Source organism: uncultured Collinsella sp., from assembly GCF_959026545.1.
Taxonomy (GTDB): Bacteria; Actinomycetota; Coriobacteriia; order Coriobacteriales; family Coriobacteriaceae; genus Collinsella.
Genome location: NZ_CAUFLV010000008.1, coordinates 53,308 through 73,626, shown reverse-complemented (window position 1 = coordinate 73,626; position 20,319 = coordinate 53,308). Strand labels below are relative to the sequence as shown.

Here is a 20,319-nt window from a genome sequence, read left to right as displayed (position 1 = left end):
GCATGCGAATCGATATGGGCTGCGGCGTGCGGATCGGCGCGGCGCGGCACTATTCGACTGCTGCCAAGACGCGTCCCGAATCCCGAGGCAACGCACGTGGCTTAGGCGCAAGTCCTACGCGGCGCGGGACATGGCCTGCTCGAAGTCGCGGGTGCCCTTGAAGACCTCGTTCTTGTAGGGGTTCACGCCGAGCTTCTTGGCGCGGTACATGATGTAGCCAAAGGCTGCGATGTTCACCGTGAGTGCGATCGCGGAGACCGCCAGGTTGACCTGCGGGTTGTTCACGGAGTTCGTGGAGAACACGGAGTAATCCTGGAACATCGGGAACACTTGGGCGAACATGCACCAGATGGCGAGGGTGTTTGCGCGGTTCTGGATCCAGCCGCCCTTGTTCCAGAAGAAGTTCGCCACGGTAGGCGCGAGCAGCAGCGCCAGGCCGCAGTACCAGGCGTGCGTGGGCAGGCAGTTGTAGGTGTAGCAGAAGTTCCACAGGTCGTAAGCAACGATGTAAACCCAGGTCATGTCGGGCCACAGCATGTCGTCGCCCTTCTTGGAACGGTAGATGCCCCACCAACCGGTCATGCAGAAGATGTTGATGAGGCCGGCGATGCCGTTGAACACGTTGTGCCAGCCGCCCATGAGGGTAACGCCCTCGGAGGAGACCCAGGTGGTGCCAAAGGCACGCACGGCACTCTCGAAGTCGCTCACCACGGCGATGAGGATGTTGATGGCCACGATGGCGAAGGGGAAGACCTTGAAGGCCTCGCTACGCCCGAGCTTGCCCCAGCCGTACTTGAGCATCATGAAGCCGATGCAGCCGGCGGTGGCGGCGTAGAGCTTGGCGTAGTGGAACCAGCTGCCCATGTGCAGGTACGTGGGGTTGTTGAGCGCCCACTCCATTCCCATCCCGGCGCATACGTAGATGGAGATGAAGTACACCGTGAGCACGGCGGGGATGCCGAGGAAGCACACGATGCCGCCGATCTTGGAGCGGCGGGCGATCTCGTTGGCGGCGATGAGGCCCGCAAAGACCATAATCCATCCCAGCCACTGGAACATGGCGTTTTCGCCATAAACCTGGAACAACATCTGTTCCCCTTTCTATCTCGGGCCGTAACGGCCTTGATCGACATTCGAGGAGGAAGCCCCTAGCGGACGGGGCGGCGTTCGGGGTACTTCGCCGTGTAGCCCTCGATGTGCAGTGTGCTCGCGATGATATCCTTGATGGTTTCCTCAGGTGCATCGGGGTGCGTGCGCACATACATGATGAGGCCGGTGATGAGTACGTAGAACGTTTCGTACAGGTGGTCGATGCGCACCTCGTGGCGAGCGGCGAAGTCAACGACGGTCGACGAGCACACGTAGCGGGCGGTGCGGTCGGCAACGCGATGTACGAACGACGCATAAAGCGAGGCATCTCCCCCGTGCGCCACGGAGCGCGCCGTGTGGTCAGAATCGCCGCGCACCATGGATTTGAGCAAATGGGCCGCTTGGTCAAGGGCGCCTTCGATGTCTCCGGGCACACGGCTGGCGTTCCAATCGATGAGCCGCTCGACAAAGGCATCGATGCTCTGGTCGAGGACGGCCTGCAGCGCGTCTTCCTTAGTGGGGAAGTAGTGATAGAACAGCGAGCGCGTGCAGCCCACGCGCTTGGTTATGGAAGAGATGGACAGGCGGCTGATCCCGTCTTCCTCGATGGCGGACCACACGGCAGCGAGGATGTCGCCGCGCCGATCGTCGTGTGCGAGTCGCTCGTGGTGACCGGGTGCTTCGCTGGCCATGACCGTTCCTCCTTGTTGTCCCTGCCTTTACCGATTCCAGTCTTGACCTTTGTTGACAAAACGTCAATATATAATTTGACAAAGTGTCAACGAATTCGCTGAACGGCATATGACAGGGAAATGCCAGTTGGGAGGGCTCATGGGAGATGTTCGCGTTATTGAGGTCAAACAGAGCGTATTCGCCGATAACGATCGCAAGGCGGAGGAGCTGCGCGGGACGCTGCGCGAGCGCGGGACATTTCTGCTCAATCTGATGTCCAGCCCGGGCTCGGGCAAGACCACCACGCTCGCGCGCACGATCGAGGCGCTGCGCGACGAGATGTCCATCGCGGTGATGGAGGCCGATATCGACTCCGATGTCGACACGCGCACCATCCTCGGCACCGGGGCCCGCGCCATCCAGCTGCACACGGGAGGCATGTGCCACCTCGACGCGTACATGACCGAGCAAGGCCTGGACGAGCTTGTGACGAGTGAGGGCTCCGACGGCGAAGAGGCCACCGGGGCGCCAGTCGACCTGGCGATTTTGGAGAACGTGGGCAACCTGGTGTGCCCCGCCGAGTTCGACACGGGCGCATCGGCCAACGCGATGATCCTGTCGGTGCCGGAGGGCGACGACAAGCCACTTAAGTACCCGCTCATGTTCAGCATCTGCGACGTGGTACTCATCAACAAGATCGATGCACTGCCCGTGTTCGACACGTTCTCCATGGAGCGCGTCCGCGAGAACATCCTCATGCGCAACCCGAACGCGCGCGTCATTCCCATTTGCGCCAAGACGGGTGAGGGCATTGGGGAGTGGGCCGACTGGCTGCGCACGCGCGTGGCGGAGTGGAAGACCGCGGATGAGGGGCGCCGGGCCTCGATATAGGGATGGCCTCGATGTGGAAAAGTCCTCCCAAACAGGGTACCTCCCCAAAAAGCCGTCTCTACATTGAGGCACCTTCACACAGCACGAAAGGAATCAACATGATCGTAAACGGTCCCGGAATCTCGTTCACCGAGCCCGACATCGGCTCCGAATTCGTCCCGCCCATCCCCGAGCACCCGCGCGAGAAGATCGTGGCGCTGTGCGAGCACTGCACCAACCGTCTGCTGGGCAAAAAGGAGCTCAAGCCCTTCGAGTACTGGGCGTTTGCCGAGGTCACGACCGATGAGATGGCCGACGTCCTCCTCAAGATGAAGATGCGTCGCCCCTACACCCTGGCCGACGCGGTCAAGGCCACCGGGATGGACGCCGAGCCGCTCGAGAAGCTCCTCGACGAGATGAGCTATATCGGCCTGCTCGAGTACAACTGGGAGAATCCCACCCGCACCAAGCAGTGGGTTTTGCCCATGCTCGTGCCCGGCTCCGCCGAGTTCCTCAACATGCGCGCGAGCCAGATCGAGGAGCACCCGGCCGTCGCGAAGTTCTTCGAGCAGGCATCGAAGGGCGCTTTGGCCCGCGCGACGCCGATGGTGCCGCCCGGAGGCGCGGGCATCGGCATGCACGTCATTCCCGTCGAGCAGGCGATCCAGATGGAGGACCGCTCCGTCTCCATCGAGCACATCGAGCACTGGCTCGACAAGTACGAGGGCAAGTACGCCGCGAGCCCCTGCAGCTGCCGCATGAGCCGTGCGAAGCTGGGCGAGGGCTGCGGCGACGACCCGAACGACTGGTGCATCGCCGTGGGCGACATGGCCGATTACGTGGTGGAGACCGATCGCGGCCACTACATCACGCGCGAGGAGGTCTACGAGACCCTGCGCCAGGCCGAGGCGAACGGCTTCGTGCACCAGATCACCAACATCGATGGCGAGGACAAGATCTTCGCAATCTGCAACTGCAACGTGAACGTGTGCTACGCGCTGCGCACCTCGCAGCTGTTCAACACCCCGAACCTGTCCCGCTCGGCGTACGTGGCGCGCACCGAGGCCGACAAGTGCGTCGCGTGCGGCCGCTGCGTCGAGGTGTGCCCCGCGGGCGCCGTCAAGCTCGGCCAGAAGCTCTGCGCCGCGAGCACGGGCAAGGTGCCGGAGTACCCCAAGCAGGAACTGCCGGACGCCGTGAAGTGGGGCCCCGAGAAGTGGAGCCCCGACTACCGCAACAAGAACCGCATCGAGACGTACGACACGGGCACCTCCCCCTGTAAGACGGCGTGCCCCGCGCACATCGCCGTCCAGGGCTACCTCAAACTCGCCGCCCAGGGGCGCTACCGCGACGCGCTCGCCCTCATCAAGCGCGAGAACCCGCTTCCGGCGATCTGCGGCCGCATCTGCAACCGCCGCTGCGAGGACGTCTGCACGCGCGGCCGCATCGACGCCGCCGTGGCCATCGACGAGGTGAAGAAGTTCATCGCCCAGCAGGACCTCGTGGCCGAGAACCGCTACGTGCCGGAGGTCGTGACGCCCACGCGCGCCGGCGGCTTCGACGACAAGATCGCCGTGATCGGCGCCGGTCCCGCGGGCCTCTCCTGCGCGTTCTATCTCGCGGAGAAGGGCTACAAGCCGGTCATCTTCGAGAAGAGCGCCCGCCCCGGCGGCATGCTCACCTACGGAATCCCGAGCTACAAGCTGGAGAAGGACGTCATCGAGGCCGAGGTCGAGATCATCCGCGAGATGGGCGTCGACATCCGCCTGGGCGTCGAGGTCGGTCGCGATGTGACCCTCGACGAGCTGCGCGAGCAGGGCTTCAAGGCGTTCTACGTGGCGATCGGCTGCCAGGGCGGCCGTCTGCCCGGCATCCCGGGCGAGGACGCCGAGGGCGTCTCGGTCGCCGTCGATTTCCTCCGCGGCGTGGCCGAGCAGCAGGACGGCGGCGGCGAGGCCGCGCCGATGCCCGGCCGCACCATCGTGGTGGGCGGCGGCAACGTCGCCATCGACGTCGCCCGCACCGCGGCGCGCCTGGGCAGCGAGCATGTCGAGATGTTCTGCCTGGAGAGCGCCGAGGACATGCCCGCGAGTGCCGAGGAGGTTGTGGAGGCCAACGAAGACGGCGTCCATATCTCCTGTGGTTGGGGCCCGGTGGCGGTGACCGCGGGCGAGGACGGCCGCGTGCGCGAGGTCGTGTTCAAGCGCTGCCTGCGCGTCTTCAACGACGAGGGCCGCTTCGACCCGACCTATGACGAGGGCGAGCTGCGCACCGTCTCCGCTGACCGCGTGGTGTTCTCCATCGGCCAGTCCATCCTGTGGGGCGACCTGCTCAAGGGCGAGGCCGTCGAGCTCGGGCGCGGCCAGGGAGCCATTGCGGACCCCAAGACCTACCAGACCGCCCAGCCCGACATCTTCGTGGGTGGCGACGTCTACACCGGCCCGAAGTTCGCCATCGACGCCATCGCCGCCGGTCACGAGGCCGCGATCTCCATCCACCGCTTCGTGCAGGACGCGACGCTCACCATCGGTCGCAACCCGCGCACGTATCGCGAGCTCAACCGCGATGACGTGGAGTTTGGCAGCTACGACACCGCGAGCCGTGGCGACGCAGTTCATAACTACGGTCGCGAGAAGGTCCAGCCCTTCCGCGAGTACGTCGAGACGTTCACCGAGGAGCAGGTCCGCGCCGAGACTGCGCGCTGCCTGGGCTGCGGTGCGAGCATCGTCGACGAGAACAAGTGCATCGGCTGCGGCCTGTGCACCACCAAGTGCGCGTTCGACGCCATCCACCTGCACCGCGAGCATCCCGAGTGCAGCAACATGGTGAAGTACGAGAAGAAGGTCCCGAGCTTGGCAAAGTACGCGCTCAAGCGCGAGATCAAGATCCGCTTTGGCTCAAAGGGATCCAAATAACCCATCTTGCCTCTCAGCCGGGGGGGGGTGACTAAAAGGCCTGGCCCTCTCGGCTTTCAAGGCGATTTAGGGCGTTTTGACCCTTTGAGTTTGGAGTTTTGTTCATGCATGAATTGGGCATTGTCTTCCATATCATCCGCAGCGTTGAGGAGGTTGCGGCGCAAAATAACCTGCGTCGCGTCTCCTCGGTCACGTTGGAGCTCGGCGAAGTGTCGGGCATCATCCCGAGGTACCTCACCGACTGCTGGAACTGGGCGTGCGCCAAGCATGACCTGATGCGTGGGGCGGAACTTGTAATCGAGGAGGTGCCCGCCGTCACGTTCTGCGAGGCCTGCGAAAAGACGTACGACACGGTCGAGCACGGGCGCACGTGTCCGTATTGCGGCAGCGAGCGCACCTACCTGGTGCAGGGCGACGAGTCAGTTATCAAGGAGATCGCCACTCCCGACGAGGAGGGGTCCGCTGTCTCGGCTGCTGATGGGTGCGCCCGCGAAAGCTTGCATTGAGAGGTGGCGTCGAGGTCGCTGTGGGGCCCCGCGTATTATCCGGTTCCTCGCAACGATGCCCGGTTATCGCTCGAATTGTTCGGCGAACTGCCTCGCGAGGGCGCTCAGCTCGTTGACCTGCTGTTCGAGCTCGGCGATGCGCCGCGCGTTGCCCGCGATGCCCTCGCGGTTCATGATCGAGTCCTCCTCGACGGGGTCGGGCATGTTCTCTCGGTGGCAGCTTGCATCGAAGCTTTCGCTCATCACGCGGCATCCGTTGCGCTTGACCACGCGCCCGGGGATGCCAACAACCGTGCAGTTGTTGGGTACGTCCTTCACCACAACGGAGTTGCCTCCGATACGTACGTTGTCGCCAATATGGATATTGCCCAAAACCTTGGCCCCCGTTCCCACGGTGACATTGTTGCCAAGCGTGGGGTGGCGCTTGCCGCTCTCGTTGCCCGTGCCTCCCAGGGTGACGCCTTGGTACAAGACGCAGTCGTCGCCGACAATGGTCGTCTCGCCTATCACCACACCCATGGCATGATCGATGAAGAGACGCTGCCCAAGCTGCGCGGCGGGATGAATCTCGACGCCGGTGAAAAACCTCGTGACCTGCGAAAGGACGCGAGCGAGGCCGCGTGCTCCGTGCTCCCACAACCAATGTTCGGGTGTGTGCATCCACTTGGCGTGGAGCCCTGGATAGGAGAGGAAGATCACAAGGCTGCTCTGCGCGGCGGGGTCGTTGGCCTTGACGGTCGCGATGTCCTCGCGGACGGTGGCGATGGCTCCCATGTCTTCCTCCTGGGGCGCTTGGCTTTTTTGGCGTGTGAGGTGCAAGTGTACGCGCCCTCCCGTGTAATGTCGAGAGAATCGCTAGGATTAACAAGATGGAGACAGAGGCGGGGCGCGCGATCGCGTGATGTCGCACGCCTCCATGCCGAGGGGGTTCTGGAAAGACTGCGCACATTACCAAGGCGTTATGCGCGACCGCTATTATGGTGAACATTGCATTTTGCAGCAGTTGATCAATGCAGTCGCTTAGAAGGGCATCACATGCAAGAGGCATTCTTCAGTTTCATCAGCCAGTTTGGCTACTTCGCGGTCGCAGGCCTCATCTTGTTCGAGAACGTGTTCCCTCCCATCCCGAGTGAGCTCATCCTGCCGCTGTCCGGTTTCCTCGCAACGCAAACCGCGATGACGCTCCCGGGAGTCATCGTCGCTGCCACTGTGGGCTCCGTTGTGGGCGCGTATTTCCTCTACGGCATCGGCCGCCTGCTTTCGCAGGAGCGCCTCGAGGGCTTCTTCGACACCAAGCCCATGCGCATGCTGGGCTTCCATTCCGACGATGTGGCCAAGGCCATTGGCTGGTTCGACCGCAAGGGCCAGATCACGGTACTTGTCTGCCGCTGCATCCCCGTGGTGCGCAGCCTCATCTCCATTCCCGCTGGGACCGCCAAGATGAACATGGTCCGCTTTGCGATCTACACCCTCGTGGGCTCGCTGGCGTGGAACGCCATCCTGTGCACGCTCGGCTTTTGGGCCGGCGGCGCTTGGGAGCAAATCACTGCTCAGGCCGAGTGGGTGTCGAGCGTCGTGAAGGTCGTCATCATTGTCGTAGCTGTCGCTGTGGTGGCTTGGTGGATCAAGTTCCGCATCCTGCCGGCGCGTGCCGAGCAGAAGCGCCGTGAGGCCGAGGGCGAGTAGGGACGCGGGCGCGGGTGCATCGCCGCGCGAACCGTTTCGCGGTGATTAATTTTGCCGACACTCCATCGTGGCGGAGTACAATCAAGCGTACATGCCGTTGCCGGGCCATGTGCCCGGCATTCTCGTTTGCAAGGGGCCTCCGCCTGGAGGGCCCTTACGTTGAACGCGCGCCCCCGACGAGGGGCTTCATCGAGTAAGGAGTTCGCGATGACCGTTGAGAAGAAGGACCTGGACTGGGGTAACCTCGACTTCAGCTACCGCAAGACGGACTACAGCTACGTGTCCAACTACAAGGACGGCGCATGGGACGAGGGCGGTCTCACCACCGACCATACCATCACGCTGTCCGAGTGCGCGGGAATCCTCCATTACTGTCAGGAGGTCTTCGAGGGCCTCAAGGCCTACACCACCGAGGACGGCTCCATCGTCTGCTTCCGCCCCGACATGAATGCCCAGCGCATGGCTGATTCCGCCGAGCGCCTCGTGATGCCCGCCTTCCCGCAGGACCGCTTCGTTGAGGCCGTCAAGCAGGTCGTCGAGGCGAACGCCGCGTGGGTGCCGCCGTTCGGCTCCGGCGCCACGCTCTACGTGCGCCCGCTCATGGTCGCCACGGGCGACGTCATCGGCGTCAAGCCTGCCGACGAGTACCAGTTCCGCATCCTCGTGACCCCGGTGGGCCCGTACTTCAAGGGTGGCGACACGGCGGTCAAGCTGTGCGTCTCCAAGTATGACCGCGCCGCGCCCCACGGCACCGGCAACATCAAGGCCGGCCTCAACTACGCCATGAGCCTCAAGGCCGGCATGGACGCACACGCCAATGGCTATGCCGAGAACCTCTACCTCGACTCCGAGTCCCGCACCTACGTTGAGGAGACCGGCGGCGCCAACGTGCTGTTCGTCGCCAAGGACGGCACGCTCGTGGTGCCCAAGTCCCACACCGACTCGATCCTGCCCTCCATCACCCGCCGCTCGCTCGTCCAGGTTGCCCAGGACCTGGGCATCACCGTTGACGAGCGCCCCGTCACGTGGGCCGAGGTCACCTCGGGTGCCTTTGTGGAGTGCGGCCTGTGCGGCACCGCCGCGGTCATCTCCCCGGTGGGCGAGATCCACGACAGCGACACGGTCGTGGTCTTCCCCGACGGTCACGAGACCTCCGGTCCGGTGATGAAGAAGCTTCGCGAGACTCTCACCGGCATCCAGGGCGGCAGCATCGAGGACAAGCACGGTTGGGTCTGCAAGATCTGCTAAGGCGTTTCCAGTCCAGGTTGCTCCGCCCGAACTGCATAGATGATGGTGTGGACGTTCGATGGTAGTCGGGCGTCCATGTTTTTCAGTGGTGGACCTCAATTCATTTGACAGATCGGAAGACTCGGGAAGCGAGGCGAACACCGCGCCAAGAGGAACGAGCGGCATGAAATGCGGAGCGAACGCAGCGAAAAACGGAACAAGCGGCATGAAACGCGACGCGAGCGGACGAAAAGCGGCGTGAACGGTACCTGCTGTATCGCGGTAAAGACGCTGGGCATGAGGGGTGTAATATGAACGCACGCGTCTGCCGTTTTATGCTGCCTGTGAGGTGCCTGCTATGTTCGTTATCGGAACGAAGTTCGGAAAGGGGGGTGCTCGTCGATTTAAAGTCGGGCACCGTCTGCTGATGGGTGCCGGTGTGCGCGCCATTGTCGCCGTCGCGTGTGCTGCGGCGATGGTTTTGGAGGCCATCCCGCCAGGAGAGGCCCATGCGGCTCTCGCGGACGATCTCCAAAAACACCTCATCCAGACGGTCTCGCCTTCGGGCACCACTATCAACCTGTTCGATTATTGGGTGAACGACGCCGATGAGAGCGCGATCTCGGGCGATAACGGCGGAATCAACCGCGGGCACACCCTCAAATTCAACAACGGTGACCTCAACGGCGGCGCTGCCGGCTCTGGCGAAGGTCCCAATGCGTGGACGGGCGGGGCCGACCGCTACGGCGGAATCGTGAAGGACAAGCTGGAGAATGGCTACCCGGTGCTTTCGGGGACGAACTATCTTGATGAGGAATCGCTCGCGTACCTGTTCGACGCCTTCTCGGGTTCGGGCAAGAAGGCTCACATCGGCACCACGGGGCTGCTCAAAGCTGCGAACGGGTATTACGTGTATGACACGACGAATTTCGCGTCCTTCAACGTCGACTCCAATAGCTTTTCCGTCTACGACACATGGGGCATCAAGGGCTCGGGGGCGAGCTACAACGCCAACGGCCAGTTCTTCCCGTTCGCGCCCATCGACGAGGTGTTCGAGGAAGAGCGGGGAGGTGCCCTTGTCCAAACGGACGTCAACGCCGATGCGCCTGGGCTGAACCATCATTTCGGCATGTCCATGTCATCGCGGTTCGTGCAGCCCAGGGACGGCGTGACGCCGCAGGGTGACGCTATGGTCTTCGAGTTCTCCGGAGACGACGACGTATGGGTCTTTGTGGATGACATCTTGGTGGGGGACCTCGGCGGCATCCACAACGAGGCGACGCTGAGCATCGGTTTTAAAACGGGCGCCGTCAAGATCAACGGGCGCTCGGATGGCACCATGAGGGGCAAGTTCGAATCTGCGGGGGCGGAGACCTCCGCTTTCGACGGTGGTTCGAGCAGATTCAAGGACGGCACCCAGCACACGCTGCGTTTCTTCTACCTTGAGCGGGGCGCGGGTGCCTCGAACATGAGCCTCAAGTTCAACCTCGTGAACGTTCCCAACACCGACATCGTCAAGGTCGACCAGCACGGCGACCCGGTCGCGGGTGCGGGCTTCACGCTGTATCGTTCGAACGCGAACTGGGACGAGGTCGCGCAGCTCGCCACCGGCGTCACCGACGTCAACGGCGGTATGGTGCTCACGGAGGACGACGGCACGGTGCTGAGCTTCGATGAGCTCTATGAGCGCGATACGTCGCCCAACCATGCCGATAGCACGTATTACCTGCTCAAGGAGACGAGGATTCCCGCCGGCCACAAGGCGCCCCTCGAGTACACGGACAAATGCATGCACCTTCAGTACATCTACTCCGACCAGATGGGAAGCGGTTACTTCGTCGATCCGGCGGGGACCGAAACCTCCGATAGCTGGATGTGGAAGAACGGCGCCTCGATTGTGGCGAAGGAGGTCATCACGGCCCCGAATGACCCCGTCGAGGATGAGACCGGCGAGAAGGTCGATGTGTCGCAGGGCACGCTGTTCGCGGTCGCATTCAAGAAGACGAAGGCGGACGGTGTCGATTCGTGGGCTCCCATATACGGCAGCCCCGTGGAGGGCTACAAGGTGCTTTCGGGCGGCGCCTGGGACGACGTCATCGCGGCGGCAAAAGGCGACGAGCACGTCTTCACTCTGACGGCGAGCGGTCAGCTCCAGGTCGAACTCGACGACTTGCCGGGTGACATAGCCAAGTATTACCTGCTCATGGATGAGGACGAGCGCGATCAGGCCGAATATACGGTGGCGCTGTACTTCACGACTGCCGCAAACGGCCTGAACGGTGCGACCGACGCCAATACGGTGCGTCTGAAGAATGACGGTTTCGAGCGCCAGTTCGCATCGACGATGTATATCACAAACGTTAAGGACCGCCTGTTCGTCATGAAGGTCGACGATGCAGGCAATCCGGTCGCCGAGGCCGAGTTCACCTTGTACAAGGCAGATCAGGTGAATACCGACGGCGGTGTGGTGCGCCCGATCGACGAGGACGTCTACTACGATCGACTGGTGACGCAGGAGCAGCTCACCGCGCCCGTCAAACTCTCCGGTGCGGGCGTGTTCCCGATCACGGCGGAGCGGTTCAACCCGCTTTCAAACGGCGTGTACTACCTCAAGGAGACGGGTGTTCCCGCTGGCCATGAGATAAACGACGAGTACGTCAAGGTCATCGTCGATGATACGGGCGTCTATGCCGATGCCGGCGCGAAGGATGACGGCATCAAGACCTTCTCGGGCGCGGGAAACTTACTGGCGTCGCTCGGTCAATACGGGGAAAACGACGATGTGAACAACACGCTGACGTGGATCAGGGGGTCCAAGCAGACGGGCGTGCTGGGCGATGCCGGCGCGATTGAATGGGGGAGCCCGAGCACGGCGCCCGACGACATCGTCGACCTCGAGTACGGGGCTGCCGGAGGCGCCTTGCAGTACGGTCCTGCGGAGCCGGGAGGGGCGTTTCGCATCTACTGCGACGAGGGCATCAATCGCCTGTACATCCAACAGGCCGATGAGAACAAGGACCCTGACTCCAAGGGCACTTGGACGAACCTCGGTGCCATGCAGATCAACCAGCTGTTCACCGGGGCAACATGCGTGCAGGTGACCAATGAGCGCACGGCATCCATCGAGGTGACCAAGCGGGTGTCCGCAGCCGCGGGGCTTGCTCCCGACCCGGATGCCGCCTTCCCCTTCGAGTTCACGTTCGACGGCGCGGGTTCCGACGGTGCGCTTACGTACAAGGCGCGTGTGTTCGAGGCCGATGGCAGTCCCGTGGGCGATGCCGACCTCGATATAGAGACTGGCAGCGTGGTGACGCTCAAAGCCGACCAGACCATACGCGTGTACGGCGTGCCCGAGGATGTGAGGTACACGGTCCGCGAGGTGACGACTGCCGAATCGCCCACGCTGTTCAACCTGTTCGGCCTGCTGAACGCGGCGAATGCGCCCCAGATGCCCGAGGGCTTCACGCTGGTCTCGCGCACCCTCAATGGCGAGGAGGTCGCGGGCCAGGGGGATGAGATCGAGGCGGTCGCGGATGCGGTGGCGGACGTCTTGGTGTTCACGAATCTCTATGAAGTCAAGCCGGTCGTGCTGCCGGACGCCGCGAAGATCTCCGCTAAAAAGGTGCTTACGGGTCGAACGGATGACGTGTGGATCGAGGCGGATGCGTACACCGTGGTCATGGGCCTGCCCTCCGTCCAGCCCGCCGGCGGGGGTGCCCAGGTTGCCGCGGACGACACGGCGAGTGTGACCATCACCAAGGACACGCCGGATCATACCGCGACCTTTGGGCTGCCGAGATACGATGCGCCCGGCGACCACGTGAGCTATATCTATGAGGTCGACCCGTCCGTGGCTTCGGGCGAGCGCGTGCCCGGCGTGACGTATTCCGATGCGCTCTACCGCGTGGCCGCCACGACGGTCGATAACGGCGACGGCACCATGCGGGTGACCAAGGTAGTCCTCGATATGCTGATCGACGATGTGGGCAATGCGGTTCCTGTCGATAATCAACTCGTCGGATCCGTCACGTTTGACGAGGACGGCACCTCCGCGACGCACGGTGCCATGACCGTCGTGATCAAAAACACATTCCAAAACGACACCGCCACCGCATCGCTCCAGGCGTTCAAGGTCTTTACGGACACCTCGGGCGGACATACCCTCGCCGGAAACGAGTTCAAGTTCACGCTGAGGCCCGTGAGCGACACGGTGGATGGCACCACGAATACGGACGAGATCACGCTGGCGAGCATGCCCCGCCCCCGTAACGCGGCAACTCCGGAGGATGGCTCCGCGTGGCCCATCGAGCAGCCCGTGGTCGTCGCGGGCGAGGCCTCGTTCGGTGATTTCACCTTCAGCACGGAGTCCAACGCCGGCCACACGTATGTGTACGAGCTGACGGAGGTCATGCCCGCGGGGGCGACGGCCGAATCCGGCTACACAGTCGACGGCATGAGGTATGACTCCAAGGTGTACCGCGTGGAATACGCCGTGAGCAATCCGGCGGACACGAACCCCGCGGGGGACCTCGCGGTGGGTGTCTCGTGGAGCATCAAGAACGAGCAGGGTGAGTTCGTCCCCGTTGATGAGGGCGACCTGACCGATCGGGGCTTCCCGTACTTTTCCAACACGTACCAGGCTCTTCCCACGGAGTTGCCGTTGGAGCTGTCCAAGGCGGTCGACGGCCGTTCATGGGGCAATGGGGAAAAGTTCATCTTCGACGTGGCCGTGACTTCGGGCGATGCGACGGCGGTCGACCTGCCCGGGCAAGAGGACGCCCAGGAGGCGGGTGTGTATGAGCTCGAGCCCCCGGCAGGCACGGCACTCGCATCCGGTGAGCCGTTGAACATGCCGATCGGCAATGTCGCGTTCTCGAAGGTCGGAACATATGTGCTCACCCTGGCCGAGCGCCCGGGTTCGGCTGTGGGCATGGCGTACGACACCGCACCCCGCTCTGTAACGGTCGAGGTGGCGGATGACGGGACGGGCAAGCTCGTCGCAACGGTCCTCGATGCATCGGGGGCAGTCGCCACCGAGCAAAAGATCGTGGCATCCTTCACCAACATCTACCGCGCAACGGGCGCGTTCGCGGGCATCGACGTGACCAAGGTCATGGAGGGTCATGACCTGCTTGAGAATTCGTATGAGTTCACAGTCGAGCGCACCGCCTATGATTCCTCGGGCAATGTCATCGAGGACAGCCGCCGTTCCGAGAGCATGAAGTGCGGCACTGCCGCCGCTGGCGAGAAGTTCTCGTTCAACGAGGACTACGGTGATGTGTTCTTTGAGGGCAAGCTGACGCAGGAGCAGATCGGCTGCCCGCATATCTTCCGTGTGACCGAGGCCGCCGTCCATCCCGGGACGGTGGGATATGAGGACGATGCGAATGCGGGCTATGTGGTACTGCGCGTGGTGCCCGATGCGGATGATGCCTCGGCGCTCCATGCCGAGTATGCGGTCGCCAAGGGGCCCAAGACTTCCGACCTGGTGGGGAGCGACGGTTCCAAGCGGGCGAAGCTGCTCGATGAAGCGGTACTTGAGGGTCTGGGCGACGAGGTCGTGCGCGGTTCCACCGAGAACGGAGCTGCCGCGGGCGGAGTCATGCCCACGGTCAACTTCGCCAACAAGTACGAGGCAGTGGAACTGGACTACGGTGCCGCTGGAGGATTGGTTATCGAGAAGACATTCACCTATAAAAACGCCGCGAGCTGGCTTACACGCGACTTTTCCTTCACCGTGACGCCCAAGGCGACGGAGGTGTCCCGGCCCGATGGCACGACTCAGCAGCTGACCTCCGCGGGCGATGCGGGCGCTTTGCTCGGCATGACCGATGAGGAGATTGCACAGGGCAAGACCATCGCCATCCCCGACGTGCAGGTGAACGCCGACGATCCTGCCACGGTATCGCTTGTTCCCTCGGGCGGGCTCACCTTCGAACAGGGGCACATCGGGAAAACCTACACCTATGAGGTGCGCGAGGTCATACCGAGCACCGCCGACGGCGTGGCATACGACGATTCTGTCTACACGGTGACCATCGCCGTGAGGGACAACGAGGATGGCCGCATCAAGGTCGTCACGCAGGTGGTCAAGGACAGCTATCTGTCGGTGTACACCTATGTTTCGGGCGAGGAGGTTTCTCGGGAGAACGCCGCGCGCGTGCCGTTCGCGAACGCCTACGCGCCGATTGAAGCGGATGTCTCGGTTGCGATCAACGCCACCAAGCAGTTGACAGGGCGCCCCCTGGTCGATGGTGAATTCGCCTTCGAGGTGCGCAATGCCGCTCCCGCCGCGACGGGCGACGGCCCCGTTTCGACGGGCGTAAACGACGCTTCGGGCAAGGTTGCATTCGACAACATCACCTATACGTTGGACAAGCTGTGCGCCGATGTCGATGCCGGCAAGGCGACCGCATCCGCCTCAGGCGATTCCAACGCGGTGACATACACCTATCAGTACTCCGTGTCCGAGGTCACCGACGGCTTGGCTGACCAGGGTATCGCCGGTGTTGCGACCTCCTTTGCAGTCACCGTGAGCGTGACGGATGACGGGACGGGTGCATTGAGCGCGGCTGTCACGTATCCGGAAGGTTCGGGTGACGTTCTGGCGTTCAAGAACGCCTATGGATCCGGTGCCACCACGACGGTGAGTCTCAGCGGCACGAAGGTGCTCGACGTGGAGTCGGGCGACAACGCGCCGACCTTGAGCGACATCGCCGGAAAGTATGAGTTCACCCTCGCTCCAGCCGAGGGTTTTGAGGGTGCACCGATGCCGGGCGATGCGACCGTGCGTAACGATGCCGCGGGCAACGTCTCCTTTGGCGAGATCACCTACACCATGGAGGATGTGTTCGGTGCCGATCCTCTGGATGGGGAGAGCGTGTCTGGAGGCAGCGACGCCTCGGGTGGCGAGGCGGGCGCTCCGTCCGAGATGGGCGCATCGTCCGAGGCGGAGGTTCCGTCTGAGGTGACTCCCACGTCTGAGGTTGCTCCCGCCGAGCGCACCAGGGTCTTTCGCTACACAATCTCCGAGAGCGGCACGGTGCCCGGAATCGCCAACGATCCCGATATCAAGACCGTCGAGGTGACGGTGACCGACAACGGGGATGGCACCATCTCGGCGATCGCCTCCAAGATCGAGGGCGGCGCGAATTACTCCTTCACTAACACGTATTCCGTCGTGCCTACCTCTCCTTCATCTGTGAGCGACGCCATTGCCATCACCAAGACGCTGGGCGGGCGCAACCTGCGAGAAGGCGAGTTCAGTTTTGAGCTGATCGAGACCGTTGACGGAGTGGAGAGGGTCGTCTCTGAGGGCGTCAATGCGGCGGATGGCTCTGTGGGCATGCGGCCGATCGCCTATGACGGCCCCGGCGTGCACAGCTACGTGCTGCGCGAGGTGCACGGGTCGGCCGACGGTGTGACGTACGACGATGCGGCCCACCGCGTGCAGACCACGGTGAAGGACAGCGGAGACGGCACGCTTTCGGTCTCCCATGCGCTGCTCGACGCGAATGGCAACCCGGCCCGCGATCAGTCCGTGGTGTTTGTGAACAGCTATACCGAGCCGAAGGACCCCACCGATCCCATTGACCCTTCCGATCCCGGAGATTCGGGTGACCGACCCGCTTCGCCCGACGGTGGAAGTGGAGATGGAAAGACGGACGGATCTCGCCTGCCTGGGACGGGCGATCCTGCCGTGCCTTCCGCCATCGCCGCGTGTGCGTTCGTCGGATCTCTTCTGGTGGCGACGGGAGGTGTGCTGGTGCGCAGGCGGGTTCGTGACGACCGGGCTGGGCGTTCGTAGCCGTTCGTGGCCGGAGGGTTTTGTGAACGTGCCGTCGGTTTCTCTTGTCCATGGGGCGCGGGTTCTTCATACTGTTCGTATCGCTTCTTGTGGCTTTGCCGCAAACGAATCGCAAACGCACTTCCCTTACGGGGGCAAACCAAGGAGGACTGATGGCTCAGTCACGCAACAAGGCCGTAATCGCTGGCCTCACCGCTGCACTCACACTCGGCAGCGTCACCTTGCCGGCGATGGCGACTACTTCCAACAGCACTCCCATGACGGATTCCGATCCCGACGGCATGGGAGTGCCCCTGCCGGGCGACTACGACAAGGCGGACTATTACGAGGGCTCCGAAGGGGTGACGACGTTCGCCTCCGTGCGCTCTGGCTCCACGCTTACCCCGGTCGCGCTGTCGGACGAGATGAAGTACTTTACCAAGTACGAGAGCGGCTGCAATTACGACAAGGGTCTCTCGTACGGCGACGGTTACAACGCGATGGGCTATTATCAGTTCGATCGTCGTTACAGCCTCCTGTCGTTCATCCAACAGGTATACAGCTACAACCCCACCAAGTACGCCATGTTCCAGGCGGTCATTGCTCAGCGCGATACACTCTCGAATCCGTCGTACAGCATGTACGACTACACGACTCGGCAGCTCACCGCTCCGGCGCAGATTCTGAACGAGGCGTGGCACGCGGCTTATGCGGCGGATCCCGCCGAGTTTTCGGCTCTGCAGGACGCCTACGCATACAACAATTACTACCTGCCGGTTCAGAGCTCGCTGCTCAATACCTATGGCGTTGACGTGCGCAACCGAGCCGATTGCGTCAAGGGGCTCGTGTGGGGCATGTGCAACCTGTTCGGCCAGGGAGGCGTGCAGAAGTTCTTTAAGGCCGCGAACATCAACAACGCGATGAGCGACCGCGAGCTGGTCACGGCGCTGTGTGATACGGTGGTCAACCGTGTGGCGGAGTGGTATCCCAAGCAGCCGCAGTATCACCAGGGCTGGCAGAACCGCTATAAGAAGGAGAAGGCCGCGTGCCTGGCGTACCTGGACCAGCATGATGCGGAGCAGAACGCGGGTGGCCAAGAGCAGGGCGGCGATGCGTCGAATGGTGGCGGCGCCGCCCAACAGAGCCCCGGCACCGGTGCGCCGAACGAACCCAGCGTGGGCACTCCGGACAACCCCAGCGCGGGCGACCAGGGAACCTCCGGCCCCTCCGGTGGGACGAGTGACAGTGGCTCCGATAACGGCGGTAACACCGGCGGCGGCAGTGCCAGCGACGGCAACAACGGTGGCTCCAGCTCGGGCAGCGACGCCGGTACTGGTGAAAGCGGTGACGCGTCGACTGGCGACACCTCGACCGGCGACGGCGCGGGCGACTCCGGCTCCGGCGACCAGGGGGGCAACACCTCCAATGGCGGCACGACTTCCGAGGACGACAAGCTTCCCGACGACGACTCGTTCGACTCTACCGACGATGCCGGGGACGATTCGGATGAGAGCGCGCACACGCACACATTCGTTAAGGCTTGGAGCCATGACGGGAAGACCCATTGGCATGCGTGCGAGGACGAGACCTGCACCGGGCACGGTTCCGAGGAAGCGCACACGAGCGACACTTGGGTGACGAACAGCACCGACCACTGGAAGGTCTGCGAGGTCTGCGGTACGGCGTTCGACATCGCTCCCCACGATTTTGGGGAGTGGCGCATTACCAAGCAGGCTACCGAGGCCGAAAAGGGCGTTCGCGAGCGCACCTGCAATACCTGCGGCAAGATCGTTTCTGAGGAATACGAGGCCGCGTCTGCAAAGACAACGGGCGCGCAATCGACCTCGGGTGGCTCCTCCAAGGAGGGCTTGCCCGGCACGGGCGACATCATCTCGATGGTCGCCGTGGGCGCGACGGGTCTCGCCGTGGCCGGCGGCTCCTTCCTCTCGCTCGCAAAAAAAGAGCGCGACGAGGAGTAGCCTCAAGCGTCGCACAGTCTAGCTACTCAACCTTGCGATTCCACCCGTTCCGCGGTAGCCCTCCGGCCAAAGCGCGGGGCGGGTTCTTTCTGGTACCCTTAAGGCGGTAAAACACGTGCTTGGCACGCGTGCGCCCGCATTGGATCGGGTGTTGCATGCTATGGGAAGGGAGGCCTCATGGAGGCTTACAAGCAGGAGTTCATCGAGTTCATGGTTGAGTCCGATGTACTCAAGTTCGGCGACTTCACCCTCAAGAGCGGCCGCAAGTCCCCGTTCTTCATGAACGCTGGAGCTTACGTGACGGGCGAGCAGCTCATGCGCCTGGGCGAGTACTACGCCCGTGCCATCCACGACAACTTCGGCCTGGACTTCGACGTCGTATTCGGTCCTGCCTACAAGGGCATTCCGCTGTCCGTTGTCACCGCCATCGCCATGCACAAGCTGTATGGCAAGGAGGTCAAGTACTGCTCCGACCGCAAGGAGGTCAAGGACCACGGCGCCGACAAGGGCGGCATGCTGGGCTATGAGCTCAAGGACGGCGACCGCGTGGTGATGGTCGAGGACGTGACCACCTCGGGCAAGTCCATCGATGAGACCTACCCCAAGCTCATGGACGCCGCGAACGTCGAGGTCAAGGGCCTCATTGTGAGCCTCAACCGCATGGAGGTCGGCAAGGGTGGCGTGACCACCGCGCAGAAGGAGATCGAGGCCAAGTACGGCTTCCCCGTGGCGAGCATCGTGTCCATGGCCGAGGTGACCGAGCACTTGTATAACCGCGAAGTTGCCGGCCGCGTGGTGATCGACGACGAGCTCAAGGCAGCCATCGATGCCTACTACGAGCAGTACGGCGCCCGCGAATAGGATTTCCGTTTGCCGATTGGCGCTTGCCGCCCGGGCGGCGATTTGAGGGGCATCCCCTCAGGTGTTCGGAGGTCGGATACCATCAGGGTAATTTGATGGGTTGGCGTTCGAGTGCGTAAGAGAATGACCCGTCACCGGCATCGGGAGGAAGCGATGAAGAAGAAGTTCTGGGTCATGCCCTTGGCGGCAATCGCGGTCGTATGCACCGTGCTGCTGAGCGCGTGCGGCGGCCCCTCGGTCGAGGAGCTCATTCGTGAGGACGTCGAGAAGGCGTTTTCGGAGGTCTCCGCCGACAACGAGGACCTGATGGATGCCATGGTCGCGAGCTCCGACGGTGCGTTCGAGCAGCTCGGCCTCGACACCAAAGAATTCGCCGAGGCGTATCTGGACGGCTTTGGTCACGAGATCAAGGAGGTCGTGGTTGACGAGGAGGCCGGCACCGCCGACGCCAAGGTGATCGTCAAGATCAAGTCCCTTACCGCGATCATGGCCGATTTTGCCTCGCAGTTCCAGGAGTATGTGAACGGTCTTGACCTATCGACCGTGAGCAGCGAGGAGGTACTGTACGCCCAAGCAGGCCAGATTCTGATGGATGCGGTCAAGAACGCCGAGCCCGCCGAGACCGAGTGCACGTTCTCGTATGAGAAGGACGACGAGGGCAGCTGGTCCGCAACGGAGGATACCGAGACAGAGATCCTCAACGCGATGCAGTAAATGCGGCGAGTAAG

12 protein-coding genes are annotated in these 20,319 nt (G+C 62.9%); 9 read left to right on the top strand and 3 right to left on the bottom strand.

Annotation, left to right across the window (positions count from 1 at the left end):
• Positions 1-114 precede the first annotated feature (114 nt).
• Together Q5Q88_RS05395 and Q5Q88_RS05390 are read right to left on the bottom strand one after the other, a co-directional pair.
• On the bottom strand, positions 115-1,089 hold the full coding sequence (locus tag Q5Q88_RS05395; RefSeq protein ID WP_302742181.1) for a DUF5692 family protein: 975 nt from the start codon (positions 1,087-1,089) through the stop codon (positions 115-117).
• A 59-nt stretch (positions 1,090-1,148) separates the two neighbouring features.
• Complete coding sequence (locus Q5Q88_RS05390; RefSeq protein ID WP_302742179.1) at positions 1,149-1,781, bottom strand: TetR/AcrR family transcriptional regulator; 633 nt, start codon at positions 1,779-1,781, stop codon at positions 1,149-1,151.
• A 139-nt stretch (positions 1,782-1,920) separates the two neighbouring features.
• On the opposite strand from Q5Q88_RS05390, the gene hypB reads away from it, so the two are divergent.
• From hypB to Q5Q88_RS05375, 3 genes are all read left to right on the top strand, one after another.
• The gene (hypB, locus tag Q5Q88_RS05385; protein WP_302742177.1) at positions 1,921-2,652 is read left to right on the top strand and encodes a hydrogenase nickel incorporation protein HypB; all 732 of its coding nucleotides are present in this window, start codon (positions 1,921-1,923) and stop codon (positions 2,650-2,652) included.
• 98 nt (positions 2,653-2,750) lie between these two features.
• The gene (locus Q5Q88_RS05380; protein WP_302742175.1) at positions 2,751-5,546 is read left to right on the top strand and encodes an FAD-dependent oxidoreductase; all 2,796 of its coding nucleotides are present in this window, start codon (positions 2,751-2,753) and stop codon (positions 5,544-5,546) included.
• A gap of 104 nt (positions 5,547-5,650) precedes the next feature.
• Complete coding sequence (locus Q5Q88_RS05375; protein ID WP_302742173.1) at positions 5,651-6,052, top strand: hydrogenase maturation nickel metallochaperone HypA; 402 nt, start codon at positions 5,651-5,653, stop codon at positions 6,050-6,052.
• Positions 6,053-6,115: 63 nt separating this feature from the next.
• Here the strand turns inward: Q5Q88_RS05375 and cysE are convergent, their stop codons facing one another.
• Positions 6,116-6,826, bottom strand: a complete 711-nt coding sequence (gene cysE, locus Q5Q88_RS05370) for a serine O-acetyltransferase (RefSeq protein ID WP_302742171.1) — start codon at positions 6,824-6,826, stop codon at positions 6,116-6,118.
• A 261-nt stretch (positions 6,827-7,087) separates the two neighbouring features.
• On the opposite strand from cysE, the gene Q5Q88_RS05365 reads away from it, so the two are divergent.
• From Q5Q88_RS05365 to Q5Q88_RS05340, 6 genes are all read left to right on the top strand, one after another.
• Positions 7,088-7,738, top strand: a complete 651-nt coding sequence (locus Q5Q88_RS05365) for a DedA family protein (protein WP_294121541.1) — start codon at positions 7,088-7,090, stop codon at positions 7,736-7,738.
• 207 nt (positions 7,739-7,945) lie between these two features.
• Positions 7,946-8,986: a branched-chain amino acid aminotransferase gene (locus tag Q5Q88_RS05360; RefSeq protein WP_118652230.1), complete on the top strand. Its 1,041-nt coding sequence runs from the start codon at positions 7,946-7,948 to the stop codon at positions 8,984-8,986.
• 337 nt (positions 8,987-9,323) lie between these two features.
• Complete coding sequence (locus tag Q5Q88_RS05355; protein WP_302742167.1) at positions 9,324-16,772, top strand: FctA domain-containing protein; 7,449 nt, start codon at positions 9,324-9,326, stop codon at positions 16,770-16,772.
• 152 nt (positions 16,773-16,924) lie between these two features.
• Positions 16,925-18,730 (top strand): hypothetical protein, encoded by a 1,806-nt coding sequence (locus Q5Q88_RS05350; RefSeq protein ID WP_302742165.1) that lies wholly within the window; start codon positions 16,925-16,927, stop codon positions 18,728-18,730.
• A gap of 177 nt (positions 18,731-18,907) precedes the next feature.
• Complete coding sequence (gene pyrE, locus Q5Q88_RS05345; protein ID WP_294121551.1) at positions 18,908-19,591, top strand: orotate phosphoribosyltransferase; 684 nt, start codon at positions 18,908-18,910, stop codon at positions 19,589-19,591.
• A 153-nt stretch (positions 19,592-19,744) separates the two neighbouring features.
• Entirely contained in the window at positions 19,745-20,305 is a 561-nt protein-coding gene (locus tag Q5Q88_RS05340) for a hypothetical protein (protein WP_294160041.1), read from the top strand.
• The last annotated feature ends 14 nt before the right edge of the window (positions 20,306-20,319 follow it).

Bases quoted from the DNA above. Each gene is read 5' to 3' on its own strand.
- Q5Q88_RS05395 (WP_302742181.1), bottom strand. From the start codon at position 1,089: ATGTTGTTCCAGGTTTATGGCGAAAACGCCATGTTCCAGTGGCTGGGA.
- Q5Q88_RS05390 (WP_302742179.1), bottom strand. From the start codon at position 1,781: ATGGCCAGCGAAGCACCCGGTCACCACGAGCGACTCGCACACGACGAT.
- hypB (WP_302742177.1), top strand. From the start codon at position 1,921: ATGGGAGATGTTCGCGTTATTGAGGTCAAACAGAGCGTATTCGCCGAT.
- Q5Q88_RS05380 (WP_302742175.1), top strand. From the start codon at position 2,751: ATGATCGTAAACGGTCCCGGAATCTCGTTCACCGAGCCCGACATCGGC.
- Q5Q88_RS05375 (WP_302742173.1), top strand. From the start codon at position 5,651: ATGCATGAATTGGGCATTGTCTTCCATATCATCCGCAGCGTTGAGGAG.
- cysE (WP_302742171.1), bottom strand. From the start codon at position 6,826: ATGGGAGCCATCGCCACCGTCCGCGAGGACATCGCGACCGTCAAGGCC.
- Q5Q88_RS05365 (WP_294121541.1), top strand. From the start codon at position 7,088: ATGCAAGAGGCATTCTTCAGTTTCATCAGCCAGTTTGGCTACTTCGCG.
- Q5Q88_RS05360 (WP_118652230.1), top strand. From the start codon at position 7,946: ATGACCGTTGAGAAGAAGGACCTGGACTGGGGTAACCTCGACTTCAGC.
- Q5Q88_RS05355 (WP_302742167.1), top strand. From the start codon at position 9,324: ATGTTCGTTATCGGAACGAAGTTCGGAAAGGGGGGTGCTCGTCGATTT.
- Q5Q88_RS05350 (WP_302742165.1), top strand. From the start codon at position 16,925: ATGGCTCAGTCACGCAACAAGGCCGTAATCGCTGGCCTCACCGCTGCA.
- pyrE (WP_294121551.1), top strand. From the start codon at position 18,908: ATGGAGGCTTACAAGCAGGAGTTCATCGAGTTCATGGTTGAGTCCGAT.
- Q5Q88_RS05340 (WP_294160041.1), top strand. From the start codon at position 19,745: ATGAAGAAGAAGTTCTGGGTCATGCCCTTGGCGGCAATCGCGGTCGTA.